Consider the following 12,244-nt stretch of genomic DNA (forward strand, 5'->3'; position numbering starts at 1 on the left):
CGTCACACCGGCGGGGCGACGAACACGCCCCGGTCCACGTCGTTGAACGACTGCCGGGCCACGAACTCGTTCATCGGGTTGGCCGTCCCCCACTGGTCGCTGACCATCGGGTCGGAGAAGTCGTAGAGGTGCGGGTGCCAGGTGTCCTCGTCGAGCTGTTCGAGCTCGGTGGTGTATTCGACAGTGTTCCCGTGCGGGTCCAGGAAGTAGCTGAAGGTGTTGTTGCCGGCCATGTGCCGGCCCGGCCCCCACACCTTCTCGACGCCGCCGCGCAGCAGCCGCCCGGTCCCCCGCATGTACTCGTCGATGCCGCGCATCTCGAACGACGCGTGGTGCAGCGAGACGTGCGGCCCACGGGCGACCGCCAGGCTGTGGTGCCGGCGGTTGGTGCGCAGGAACCACATCATCTCGCCCATCCGCGGGTGCATCAGGGTGTCCGAGAGCGCGAAGTTGAGGTGCCGGGAGTAGAAGGCCACGGTCGCCTCCGGGTTCGGCGAGTTGAGCACCACGTGCGAGAGCTTGACCGGGACGGCCTCGCCCTCGGCGACCTTGCGGTGCTGCCGGGTCTCGACGTCGGAGGAGACCTCGACGGTGCGCCCGTCGACGTCGAAGAAGCGGAAGCCGTACCCCCCGCCGGGGGTGAGCAGCTTGCCCGGCTCGCAGACCAGCCGCACACCGGCCCGGCCGAGGCGCTCGGCGAGCGCGTTCACGTCGCCCTCGTGCGCCGCGCCGAACGCGATCAGGTCGAGGCGCTTCTCGGCGGCCCGGCGCAGGCGCACCGAATACTGCTCGGGCGAGCCGGCCGCGGCCAAAAAGGCCAGGCCCTCGTCGGTGGTTTCCGCGTCCAGGCCCCACATCGTGGTGTAGAACGCGAGCTGCCGGTCGTAGTCGGGCACAGCCAGGTCGACGTGCCGCAGGTGGGTGATGAGTCGCTCGTCGTTCATGTCTCTTCCTCGAAGTCAGGCCGGCTCGGCGACCAGGTGGGCGACGCGGGCCATCAGGCCGGGGACGTCACCGCGCTCGTGAGCGAGCTGCCAGCGGGCCAGCTGCAGGGAGGCCTCGACGACCGTCCGGGCGCGGTCGCTGCGGCGGGCGGTCAACTCGGACCACAGGTCGGCGGTGACCGCGTCGTCGCGCAGGAGCAGCTCGGCCAGGACGGACGCGTCCTCGAACGCCTGGGCGGCGCCCTGGGCCAGGGTGGGCGGGCAGCTGTGTGCGGCGTCGCCGATCAGCACGACGCGGCCGCGGTTCCACGGCCCGTCCAGGAAGTGGCTCTCGAAGGCGGTGTAGTTGACGGTGGCCGGGTCGGTCAGGTGCTCCCGGATCTCGTCCCACGGCCCGTGGTACGCCCCGGCGAGCCCGCGCATCGTCGCGAGGGCCTCGTCCGGGGTCAGACCGGACCGGTCCCGCACGTCCTCCACCAGGTAGGCGTAGAGGGTGTCCGGGCCGGTCGGGCAGTATCCCGCGATATAGGCCGGGCCGCCGTAGAACAGGTCGGTGCGGGTGACGCTCTCCGGGCGGCGGGTGAAGGTGCGCCAGATGCCCATGCCGACCGGCTCGGGTTGCAGGTCGATGCCGACCGCCCGGCGCGTCCAGGACCGGATGCCGTCGGCGCCGACCACCACGTCGTACCGCCCGATGGCGCCGTCGGCGAAGGTGACCGAGACGGACCCGCCGTCCTGGTCGAGATCCACCGGCCGGGCGCCGAACCGGATCTCGGCACCGGCCTCGGCGGCCCGGTCGATCAGGATCCGGGCCAGCGTGGGCCGGTACATCCCCAGCGTGGCGGGCAGGTCGGGCCCGCCGGTGCGGATGTCGGTGAGCTCAGCGATCAGCGAGCCGGCCGGGTCGGGGGCGCGCAGACCGAGCGTGTCGAACGCGAACCCCTCGGCGGCGACCCGGTCCCAGACGCCGAGCTTCTGCAGCACCCGCAGCGCGTTGCCCTGCAGGGTGATGCCGGAGCCGACCGCGGCCACATCCGGTTTCAGATCGACCAGGTCGACCTCGACGCCACCTTCGGCGAGCAGGATCGCCGCCGCGGCGCCGGCCGCGCCGCCACCCACCACCAGAACGTTTCGCGCTGCCGGCATCGCGGTTTCCCCTCTGTTTCGTGTGATGGCGCCCACTGTGCTCGCTCCGGCAGGTATCAGGGAAGCTCGACTTGGCGATAGCCGTCATCGGCCGGACTTATAGTGGCGGCATGGCGGTCGACCGGGTCCTCGCGAATCTCGACCTGAACCTGCTGCTCACGCTCGACGCCCTGCTCCAGGAGCGAAACGTGACCCGGACAGCGGAACGGCTCGGCGTCAGTCAGCCCGCGGTGAGCGGCGCGCTGAGCCGGTTGCGGCGGCACTTCGGCGATCCGCTGCTGGCCCGCGCCGGCAACCGGTACGAGCTGACGCCGCTGGCCGTCCGCGTCGCGGACCTCACCGGCCCCGCGCTGGCCGGGGTACGCCGGGTCTTCGACGCCACCGCGGAGTTCAACCCGTCCACGCTGGACCGCGAGTTCACCATCGTCACCTCGGACTACGCCGCCACGATCCTCGGGCCGCTGCTCGCCCGCCGGCTCGCCGAGGTGGCCCCCGGCGTCCGCCTGCACCTGCAGCAGACCACCCCGCACGCCGTCGACCACGCGGTGGAGACGCTGCGCGCGGTGGATGGGATGTTCATCCCGCACGGGTTCGTGACCGGGCTGCCGTGCCTGGACCTGTTCGAGGACCGGTGGGTGTGCATCGTGGACGCCGGCCACCCGGACGTCGGGGAACAGCTGGCGGTGGACCAGCTCCGGGAACTGCCGTGGGTGGCACTGTTCAACGGGCCGACCGCGTTCGCCGGGGCGTCCCGGCAGCTGCGGATGCTCGGCATCGAGGCCCGGGTGGACGTGGTGGTCGACGGCTTCCTGCAGATGCCCTTCCTGGTCGCCGGGACCCGCCGGGTGGCACTGATCCAGGAGCGGCTGGCTGAGCTGCTGGCGCCGGTCGCCGGGGTGCGGATCGCGGCCTGCCCGTTCCAGCTGGTGCCGGTGGCCGAGGCGTTCTGGTGGAGCCCGATCTATCACAACGACCCGGCGCACGTCTGGCTTCGGCAGGTCCTCGTGGAGGTGGCCGACGAGCTGTGGCCGCCGGCGCCATAAGCGCGACTGATGACCGGCATCAGCCGAACCGTCTTCCGCTGATGGTGGCGCGCCCCCGATAGTCGGGGCCACCCGAGTGTGACCTGGACCACCGGGATCCCGTTCTGGAAGGCCACGCCATGTCTGTCGCCACCTCCGCACCGCCACGCCAGGCCGGCCTGGCCCAGCTGGTGCTCCTGCTCGCCGGAAGCTGCCTCTCCGTCCTCGGCGCCGTGCTGATCGCCCCGGTGCTGCCCCGGATGACCGACCACTTCGCGGGCGTCGCCGGCGCCGACGTGCTGGTGCCGATCGTGCTCACCGTCCCGGCCCTGATCATCGGCCTGACCGCGCCGTTCGCCGGCGTCATCGCGGACGCGATCGACCGCAAACGGGTGCTGATCGCGGCGATGATCGGGTACTCGATCTTCGGGACGGCGCCGCTCCACCTCGACTCGCTGGGCACCATCATCGGCAGCCGGGTCCTGGTCGGGCTCTGCGAAGCGGCGATCATGACCTGCTGCACCACGCTCGTCGCCGACTACTGGTCCGGGCCGCGGCGCAGCCGGTACCTCGCCCTGCAGACGTTGCTCGCCTCGGTGTCGGCGACGGTCTTCCTCGGACTCGGCGGGGCGCTCGGCGCGGGCGGCTGGCGCGTCCCGTTCTGGCTCTACAGCGTCGCCGCGCTGCTGGCCGTACCCATGGCGTTGTTGATCTGGCAACCGGCCGCCGCGCCGCGCACCACCAAGCTCCCACCGATCCCCTGGCGCCGGCTCCGCGTGCCGTGCCTCGTCACGCTGGCCGGCGGCATCGTCTTCTACGCCCTGATCGTGGAGCTGTCGTTCCTGCTGGACGAGGCCGGGGTCACCGCGACCGCGACGATCGGGGCGCTCAGCGCGCTGATGTCGCTGGCGACCGCGGTCGCGGCCGGATCGTTCGGCCGGTTGTCCAAGCACACCCCGCGCACGCTGCTGCCGATCGCGTTCGGGTTCTCCGCCGCCGGATTCCTGGTGATCTGGTCCAGCGGCTCGGTCCCGGTGATCACGGTGGGCGCGGTGCTCACCGGCGCGGGCACCGGCCTGCTGCTGCCGACGCTGCTGACCTGGGCCACCAACGGGCTGGGGTTCGCCGAGCGCGGCCGGGGCACCGGGCTGTGGACCGGCACGCTGTTCATCGGCCAGTTCCTGTCCCCGGTCCTGATCACGGGGGTGGGTGCGGCAGTCGGCGGGCTGCGGCCGGCGATCGGCCTGCTCGGCGTGGTGGCGGCGGTCCTCGCCGTGGCGATGCCGGCGATCGTGCCGCGCGACGCCACCCCGCTCGACATCACCCGCGACTGACACCAGCCCCCAGCGTGTGAACTTGCGGCTCGATACGAACCGCAAGTTCACACACTGCTTTTCGGCTCGGTGTGGGTCAGGCAGGCTGGGGCAGGGTGCGGCCGGAGCCGTAACTGGTGCCGGCGCGGTCGCGCTCCAGCCACCCCGTCTCGACCAGCATCCGGCGCACCGCGGCCACGTCGTCGGCGACCACGGCGATCCGCCGGTTCACCTCGTCCTCGGTCAGCACGCCGTCGACGGCCAGGAACCGGGCGAACAGCTCGCCGGCCTGCTGGTAACGCTCGCTCATCGTGGGCGGCAGACTGCTCAGCCGGCCGTGCGCGAAATACGACTTCAGCTGCGGGTACCCGGCGAGCAGCGAGGCGATCGGCTGGGTGCGGCCGAGCGCCTGGGCGGCCTCGCGCAGCACCTCGGCGCGGGCCCGGAAGGTGCCGTTGCCGGTTCCGGTGGCCAGCCCGGCGCCGACCAGCCGGCCGCAGACCTCGCCGACCTCGGATTTCGGCAGGTCCAGGTGGATCGACAACTCGAAGAGTGTGGCGCCGTTGTTCCCCGCCTTCACCAGCTCCGCGAAGGCGGTCAGCCGGGCCGGGTTGGACAGCTGCGTCAGGATCTCGGCCGCGCGGGCGGCTTCAGCGGACATCCCGCCACCGTAGGAGGGTTCCGCCGGCCCGGCATCCGATTAATGCACCGCCTGTTGGGGTATTTCCGACATACCTCCGGCTTGGGCGACGCGGACGTGCCCGTGTCGTACCCGATCGACCTGGAGGCGATGATGACCATCCTGCGACGGATCACCGTTCCGGCGGCCGTGGTGCTGGCGATCGGCCTGACCCCGGGCGCCGCCGCGGCGGCGGACGCCCTGGCGACGGTCTACGACCAGGACAGCCGGGTGCTGACCGAGGCCCGCTTCGTGTCCCTCGGCGACAGTTTCACCCTCACCAAGCGCGCGGACCACGGCGGGCGGGTGTACGCGGAGTACAAGTACGTCCGGCGCGACGGCACCCTGCAGACCGGCACGCATGTGGGCCCCGGCACAGTCGGCACGTCGACCCGTTTCGATCACGAATTCGCCGAGGGCCGGGCGGTGGAGTTCCGGGTGTGCGTCGCGATCGATCCGGGCCCGGGCCTGTGCAGCGGCACCGACGAGGGCGAGAACTGGACCAAGGGGCACGCCTGACGCGTGATCGACAATTGACTTGATTCGATTGGTGAGCGAGGCTGGGGCTCACACAGCACTGCCGCCGGAGCCACGCGGTACGCGGAAGTAGGGGCACTTCCGCCGCGTCCAGACGATGACGGCTGTCCGCCTTCGAAGCGGAACGGTCCCGAGCTCACGGAGTGCTGAGCCCACATGTCCCCATCCGTACGATTGAAGTTCTTCATCTCCGCTTTGGTGGCCGCCGTGGCCGCTACCATCGCCGTCCTCGCCGTGCAGACCGGCCCGGCGGCCGCGCACGGCAACGTCGTCGGTCCCGCCTCGCGCAACTACGGCTGTTTCGAGCGCTGGGGGTCGAAGTTCCAGGACCCGGCCATGCAGACCGAGGACCCGATGTGCTGGCAGGCCTGGCAGGCCAACCCGAACGCCATGTGGAACTGGAACGGCCTCTACCGCGAGGGCCTGGCCGGCAACCACCAGGGCGGCATCCCGGACGGCAAGCTGTGCAGCGGCGGCAGCGCCGAGAACGGCCGGTACGACGCGATGGACGCCGTCGGCAACTGGAAGGCCACGAACGTCGGCAACTCGTTCACGGTGTCGCTCTTCGACGGTGCCCGGCACGGCGCCGACTACGTCCGCGTGTACGTGTCGCGGCCCGGGTACAACCCGGTGACCACCGCGCTGAAGTGGTCCGACCTGCAGTTGGTCACCTCGCTGCCGAACACCCCGGCGGCGCAGTGGACCCAGCAGCTGTCGAACGGCGTGCAGCAGAACATCCCGGTCAGCGTCTCCGGGCGGTCCGGCCGGGCCATCGTCTACACGATCTGGCAGGCCAGCCACTCCGACCAGTCGTACTACTTCTGCAGCGACGTGAACTTCGGCGGCGCGACCGACCCCACGACGTCCCCGTCGACCTGGCCGTCGTCGTCCCCGTCCGCCTCGCCGTCGACCTCGCCGTCGGTGTCGGCTTCGCCGTCCACCCCGGTCTCCGGCACCTGCTCCGCGACCTTCGCGGTGACGTCGTCGTGGGGCGGCGGGTACCAGGGTGAGGTGAAGGTGACCGCGGGCAGTGCCGCGATCAAGAACTGGACCGTGACGCTCACCTATCCGGGCGCCTCCCCCATCCAGCAGGCGTGGAACGCGTCGCTCATCACCAGCGGCAACACGGCTCAGGCGACGAACGTCAGCTACAACGGCGCGGTTGCCGCGGGCGGCAGCACGAGCTTCGGCTTCCTGGCCTCGGGCGCCGCGGCCACGCCGACGGTCGGCTGCGCAGCGACCGTGTAACACTCGCGCATATCGATGGAGTCGGTTACATTGGTGTTAATGGGAGCGCTCCCAAGTCCCCGCGCTCCCTATCCCCCATCACATCCCCACCAGAAACGGAGGCCAAGCTAGACCGCGTGGTTCGGCTCCGTCCACGCACGTGCTGTGAACCCCCCCGACGGGGAACGAGGCGGCCCCACCTCGTTCCCCGTCATCTCCCTGTCCACCCCAGGAGGGGAGTCCTCACATCCGCCCGCGGCGCTTCGCCGGCGGGAGGAAGATCGCCAGACCAACGTGTCAGCCTTCGGGTTCCGCCGTTGCGCGGCCTCGGCGAGAGCCGGGCCGAGGAGGAACACGGCGCCGATGATCCCGAGCACCCGCATGGACCGCTTGCTTCACGGCGCCCGGGTGACGCGTCGACGTGTCGCTCATGCGAGTTATCGATGCCCGCGATGGATGCCGCGAAACGTAAGACCGAGACTTTTCGAAACGGGTGCCGGCGGCACGTCGTCGGACCGCCGGCACCCGTTGTTCATGGACGTGTCAGGGTCACGTCCAAGCGGGCCGCCAGGTCGTCGACGGTGATGCCGAACGTGTCGGCGACCCGGACTCCCTCCGAGCTGAGGTGGAAGGTCGCCAGCTCGGTGTAGACCCGCGTGACGCACCTCTTACCCGTCAACGGGTAGGTGCATTCACCGACCAGCTTGGGCTCTCCGGTCTTCGTGAAGAGCGTCATCATCACCCAGACCTCCTTGGCGCCCACTGCCAGGTCCATCGCTCCGCCGACCGCCGGGATCGCGTCGGGAGCCCCGGTGTGCCAGTTGGCCAGGTCGCCGGCGGCGGAGACCTGGAAGGCGCCCATCACGCAGACGTCCAGGTGGCCGCCGCGCATCATGGCGAACGAGTCGGCGTGGTGGAAGTAGGCAGCGCCGGGCAGCTCGGTCACCGGCTGCTTGCCGGCGTTGGTCAGATCCCAGTCGGCCTCGTCGGCCGGGAGCACCTCGCCCATGCCGAGCATGCCGTTCTCGGTGTGCAGGATGACGCCGCTGTCCGGTTTCAGGTGGTGGGCGATCGCGGTGGGCTGCCCGATGCCGAGGTTCACATAGGACCCGTCCGGGATGTCGCCGGCGACGAGACGGGCGAGCTCGTCCTTGTCGAGCATCAGGGCACCTCCACCAGGTGGCTCACATAGATCGACGGCGTCACCACGGCCTCCGGGTCCAGCTCGCCGACCTCGGCGATCCGGGAGACCTGGGCGATCGTCACGCGGGCTGCGGTGGCCATCACCGGGCCGAAGTTGCGGGCGGTCTTGCGGTAGACCAGGTTGCCGAGGCGGTCGGCGACGTGCGCCCGGATCAGCGCCACGTCGCCGCGGATCGGATGCTCCAGGACGTACTCCCGGCCGTCGATGATCCGGGTCTCCTTGCCCTCCGCGAGCATCGTGCCGGCGCCGGTGGGGCCGTAGAAGGCGCCGATGCCCGCGCCCGCGGCGCGCATCCGCTCGGCGAGGTTGCCCTGCGGGACGACCTCCAGCTCGATCTTGCCGGCCCGGTACAGGCCGTCGAAGACCCAGGAATCCGCCTGGCGGGGGAACGAGCAGATCATCTTGCGTACGCGGCCGGCGGCAAGCAGCGCCGCCAGCCCGGTGTCGCCGTTGCCGGCGTTGTTGCTGACGATCGTGAGATCGCCCGCGCCGTGCTCGATCAGCGCGTCGATCAGCGCGACCGGCATGCCGGCCATCCCGAACCCGCCGACCAGGACGGTGTCGCCGTTCCGGACGGCCGAGACGGCCTCCCGCGCGCTGCTTATGGTGGTTCTCACTTGGTGTTGTTCTCCAGAACGACAGCGAGGGCCTGGCCCACGCCGATGCAGATGGCGGCGACACCCCAGCGCTCGTTGCGTTCGCGCAGCACGTGGGCCAGGGTGCCGAGGATGCGGGCGCCGGACGCGCCGAGCGGGTGGCCGATGGCGATGGCCCCGCCGCGGGTGTTGACGATCTCCGGATCGACGCCCCAGGCGTCGACGCAGGCCAGCGACTGCACCGCGAACGCCTCGTTCAGCTCGACGGCGCCCACGTCGGACCAGCCGATCCCAGCCCGGCGCAGCGCCTTCTCGGCGGCCTCGACCGGGGCGAACCCGAAGTCCTGCGGGTCGACGGCGTGCGCGGCCCGGCCGGCGATCCGGGCGATCGGGTCGAAGCCGATCTGGTGGGCGGCCGCGGCGGAGCCGAGAAGCACAGCGGCGGCGCCGTCGTTGAGCGGTGACGCGTTGCCCGCGGTGATCGTGCCGGCCTTGCGGAACGACGGTTTGAGCGCGGCCAGTTTGTCCACGCTGCTGTCGGCGCGGATGCCCTCGTCCCGGGTCAGGTCACCGGCCGGCACCGTCAGGCCGGCGTAGAAACCCTCGTCCCACGCCTTGGCGGCGAGCTGGTGGGAGCGGACCGCGAACGCGTCCTGCCGCTCGCGGGAGATGCCGTACTTCTCCCCCAGCTGCTCGTTGCACTCCCCCAGCGAGGCGGTCCACTCGGCGGGCATCTTCGGGTTCACCAGGCGCCAGCCGAGCGTGGTGGACACCGCCTCCAGGTTGGCCGCCGGGTACGCCCGGGACGGTTTCGGCAGCACCCACGGCGCGCGGGTCATCGACTCCACGCCGCCGATCACCACGACCTCGGCGTCCCCGCTGTCGATCGCCCGGGAGCCGATGATCGCGGCGTCCAGACTGGACCCGCAGAGCCGGTTGACCGTGCTCGCCGGCACCGAGGTGGGCAGGCCGGCGAGCAGCACCGCCATCCGGCCGACGTTGCGGTTGTCCTCGCCGGCGCCGTTGGCGTTGCCCCAGTAGACGTCGTCGATCCGGCCGGGGTCGAGGTTCGGCGCCTTGGCCAGCACGGCGGTCAGGGCGGTGGCGGCCAGGTCGTCCGGGCGTTCCCCGGCCAGGGCGCCGTTGTAGCGGCCGAACGGGGTGCGGACGGCGGCGTAGACGAACGAGTCGGTCACTGAAGCTCCTCGAGGACGCGGTGCGCGATGCGGAAGGCTGTGTTGGCGGCCGGCACGCCGCAGTAGATCGCGGTCTGCAGGATCACCTCTTTGATCTCATCGTCGGTGAGCCCGTTGGTCCGCGCCGCCCGGACGTGCATGGCCAGCTCCTCGTGGTGACCGAGGGCGATCAGGGCGGTCAGCGTGATCAGCGAGCGGTCGCGGCGGGCGAGACCGTCCCGGGTCCAGATCTCGCCCCAGGCGTACCGGGTGATCAGGTCCTGGAAGTCGCGGGTGAACCCGGTGGTGCCGGCGGTGGCCCGGTCCACGTGCGCGGCACCGAGCACCTCACGGCGCACCCGGAGACCGGCCGCGCGCTGCTCGTCGAGGTGCTGGTCGAGGAGGAACGCGACGACCTCGGGCGACTCGGCCGGGGCGAGGTGCGCGACGCCGTCGAGGACGATCAGGCGGCCGTCGCGCACACCACCGGCGATCGCGGCCAGCCCGTCCGGCGGGGTGGGCCGGTCCAGGGCGCCGGCCACCGCGAGGACCGGCGCCGTGATCTCGGCGAGCCGGGCGCGGACGTCGAACTCGGCGAGCGCCTCACAGGCCTGCGCGTAGCTCTCGGCGTCGGTCGCGCGCAGGTCGGCGAGCAGGGGCCCGGCCACCGACGGCGCGGAATCCGGGAAGCCGGGTGCGAACCAGCGGCCGATCGCGCCGGCCACCACGGCGCCGATGCCCTCGGCACGGACCAGCCCGGCGCGCTCGTGCCACATCTGCGGCTCGCCGATCCTCGCGCCGGTGCAGAGCAGTGCGGCGGCGGTGACCCGCTCCGGGTGATCGAGCAGCAGTTGCAGGCCGACGGCCCCGCCGATCGAGTCGCCGGCGTAGCGGAAGGGCGTGCCCGGCCGGAGCCGGTCGGCGAGCGCCACCACCTCGGCGGCCAGATCGGGGATGCGGAACGGGCCGGGTGCGGGGGCGCTGCGGCCGTGCCCGGGCAGGTCGAAGCCCACCACGTGGTAACGGCCGTGGAGCCGCTCGGCGCAACGTGCCCAGAGGGCGGCCACGCTGGTGCCCAGCGAGGACCCGAGCAGCAGCAGGGGCTGCCCGGGCGCCTCGGTGAAGGTGGTGGGGGTCAGCACGACAGGTCCTTCCCGGCCCGGGCGATCACCGCGTCGATGATCTGGTCGGTGGCGCCGCGGTACGGCTCGTCCGGCGCGGCGCCCGGCGAGACCGAGCGTTGTTCGGCGTCGACACCGGGCCGGGCGGCGGTCAGGTTGGCGGTCATCCAGGCGGTCTCCACCCGCAAACCGGCCAGCAGTTCGGCGGTCTGCGACCCGGCGGTGACGGTACGCCGGGCCAGGGTGCGCAGGGTGGCCCACTCCAGGTGCCAGCCGCCGTCCGGCCGCTCGTCGACCGCGGCGGCCGCGGCGGTGTGCACGGTGGCGGCCAGCGCCGGGCCGGCGAGCGCGGCCCGGCGCACCAGGATCGACAGGACCGGGTTCTGCTTGTTCGGCATCGCGGACGAGCCGCCGCGGCCCTCGACCGCGCCCTCGGTGAGTTCGTGGATCTCCGGGCGGGCCGCGACCAGGACGTCGTTGGCGATCCGTCCCCACGCGTCGGTACAGGTGACGAGGGCGTCCGCGGCGCTGGTCAGCGGGGCCCGGGCAGTGTGCCAGGGTTCGCGCACCGGCAGGCCGAGACCGGCCGCGGTCGCCTCGATCAGGTCGCGGACCACGGCCGGCGAACCGGCCAGGGCAACCGGCGCGGCCAGGCTGCCGGCCGCGCCGCCGAGCTGCAGCGGCAGGCGCACCGTGGCGAGGCGGTCCCGGGCGTCCAGCACGCCGGTCAGCCAGCCGGCGGCCTTGAGGCCGAAAGTGATCGGTACGGCGGCCTGGGTCAGCGTCCGCCCGGTCATCGTCGTGTCCCGGTGCTCGCCGGCGAGGCGAACGAGGGCGGGAACCTGTGCGGCGAGGTCGTCGCGGACGCGCAGCAGCACCTCGCGCAGGCACAGCACCAGGCCGGTGTCGAGAACGTCCTGGCTGGTCAGGCCCTTGTGCAGCCACTCTGCGGCGGCCGGGTTGCGGTCGGTGAGGCGGGAGCGCAGCAGCTTGACCAGCGGGATGACGGGGTTGCCCCCGGACTCGGCGTCCCGGGCCAGGCCGGGCACGTCGGCGGGGCCGACCAGGCCGGACAGGTGGTCGCGGGCCTCGGGACCGGCGACGCCGTGCGTCACGAGCGCGTCCAGCCAGGCGGCCTCCACCCGGACCATCGCCGCGACGACGGCAGCGTCGGTGAACAGGTCACCCGCGCGGTCGTCGCCGGGCCACAGCAGGTCGCTCAATGCGTACATCCGCGGGGTGAAGAAGGAAGCCGGCGCCGGACCGCCCGGCCGGACCAC

The 12,244-nt window shown here is 72.1% G+C and carries 12 protein-coding genes; 4 read left to right on the forward strand and 8 right to left on the reverse strand.

What is annotated here, in order from left to right; all coding sequences use genetic code 11:
- Positions 1 to 2 precede the first annotated feature (2 nt).
- The gene (locus tag AC0NH5_RS33435) at positions 3 to 944 is read right to left on the reverse strand and encodes a VOC family protein (protein WP_474410943.1); all 942 of its coding nucleotides are present in this window, start codon (positions 942 to 944) and stop codon (positions 3 to 5) included.
- Between the two features lie 15 nt (positions 945 to 959).
- Positions 960 to 2,090, reverse strand: coding sequence for an FAD-dependent monooxygenase (locus AC0NH5_RS33440; RefSeq protein WP_474410944.1), 1,131 nt, complete (start codon positions 2,088 to 2,090; stop codon positions 960 to 962).
- A 110-nt stretch (positions 2,091 to 2,200) separates the two neighbouring features.
- On the opposite strand from AC0NH5_RS33440, the gene AC0NH5_RS33445 reads away from it, so the two are divergent.
- On the forward strand, positions 2,201 to 3,133 hold the full coding sequence (locus AC0NH5_RS33445) for a LysR family transcriptional regulator (protein ID WP_474410945.1): 933 nt from the start codon (positions 2,201 to 2,203) through the stop codon (positions 3,131 to 3,133).
- Between the two features lie 119 nt (positions 3,134 to 3,252).
- Positions 3,253 to 4,446: an MFS transporter gene (locus AC0NH5_RS33450; RefSeq protein ID WP_474410946.1), complete on the forward strand. Its 1,194-nt coding sequence runs from the start codon at positions 3,253 to 3,255 to the stop codon at positions 4,444 to 4,446.
- A gap of 76 nt (positions 4,447 to 4,522) precedes the next feature.
- On the opposite strand, the gene AC0NH5_RS33455 is transcribed toward AC0NH5_RS33450, so the two are convergent.
- On the reverse strand, positions 4,523 to 5,086 hold the full coding sequence (locus AC0NH5_RS33455) for a DUF2087 domain-containing protein (RefSeq protein WP_474410947.1): 564 nt from the start codon (positions 5,084 to 5,086) through the stop codon (positions 4,523 to 4,525).
- A gap of 81 nt (positions 5,087 to 5,167) precedes the next feature.
- On the opposite strand from AC0NH5_RS33455, the gene AC0NH5_RS33460 reads away from it, so the two are divergent.
- The gene (locus AC0NH5_RS33460) at positions 5,168 to 5,623 is read left to right on the forward strand and encodes a hypothetical protein (protein WP_474410948.1); all 456 of its coding nucleotides are present in this window, start codon (positions 5,168 to 5,170) and stop codon (positions 5,621 to 5,623) included.
- A gap of 225 nt (positions 5,624 to 5,848) precedes the next feature.
- A complete protein-coding gene (locus AC0NH5_RS33465; protein WP_474410949.1) occupies positions 5,849 to 6,889 on the forward strand; it encodes a lytic polysaccharide monooxygenase auxiliary activity family 9 protein in 1,041 nt (346 codons plus the stop codon).
- 511 nt (positions 6,890 to 7,400) lie between these two features.
- Here AC0NH5_RS33465 and AC0NH5_RS33470 read toward each other — a convergent pair.
- Genes AC0NH5_RS33470 through AC0NH5_RS33490 form a run of 5 tightly spaced genes read right to left on the reverse strand, consistent with a single transcriptional unit; the run spans position 7,401 to position 12,244 of the window.
- Positions 7,401 to 8,030 (reverse strand): 3-oxoacid CoA-transferase subunit B, encoded by a 630-nt coding sequence (locus AC0NH5_RS33470; protein WP_474410950.1) that lies wholly within the window; start codon positions 8,028 to 8,030, stop codon positions 7,401 to 7,403.
- On the reverse strand, positions 8,030 to 8,689 hold the full coding sequence (locus tag AC0NH5_RS33475; protein WP_474410951.1) for a 3-oxoacid CoA-transferase subunit A: 660 nt from the start codon (positions 8,687 to 8,689) through the stop codon (positions 8,030 to 8,032). The genes AC0NH5_RS33470 and AC0NH5_RS33475 overlap by 1 nt, the downstream gene beginning before the upstream one ends.
- The gene (locus AC0NH5_RS33480; RefSeq protein WP_474410952.1) at positions 8,686 to 9,864 is read right to left on the reverse strand and encodes a thiolase family protein; all 1,179 of its coding nucleotides are present in this window, start codon (positions 9,862 to 9,864) and stop codon (positions 8,686 to 8,688) included. Before AC0NH5_RS33480 ends, AC0NH5_RS33475 begins: the two co-directional genes overlap by 4 nt.
- Positions 9,861 to 10,985 (reverse strand): bifunctional 3-oxoadipate enol-lactonase/4-carboxymuconolactone decarboxylase PcaDC, encoded by a 1,125-nt coding sequence (gene pcaDC / locus AC0NH5_RS33485; protein ID WP_474410953.1) that lies wholly within the window; start codon positions 10,983 to 10,985, stop codon positions 9,861 to 9,863. The genes AC0NH5_RS33480 and pcaDC overlap by 4 nt, the downstream gene beginning before the upstream one ends.
- Positions 10,979 to 12,244 (reverse strand): lyase family protein, encoded by a 1,266-nt coding sequence (locus AC0NH5_RS33490; RefSeq protein WP_474410954.1) that lies wholly within the window; start codon positions 12,242 to 12,244, stop codon positions 10,979 to 10,981. Before AC0NH5_RS33490 ends, pcaDC begins: the two co-directional genes overlap by 7 nt.

Source organism: Actinoplanes sp. 13, from assembly GCF_056134165.1.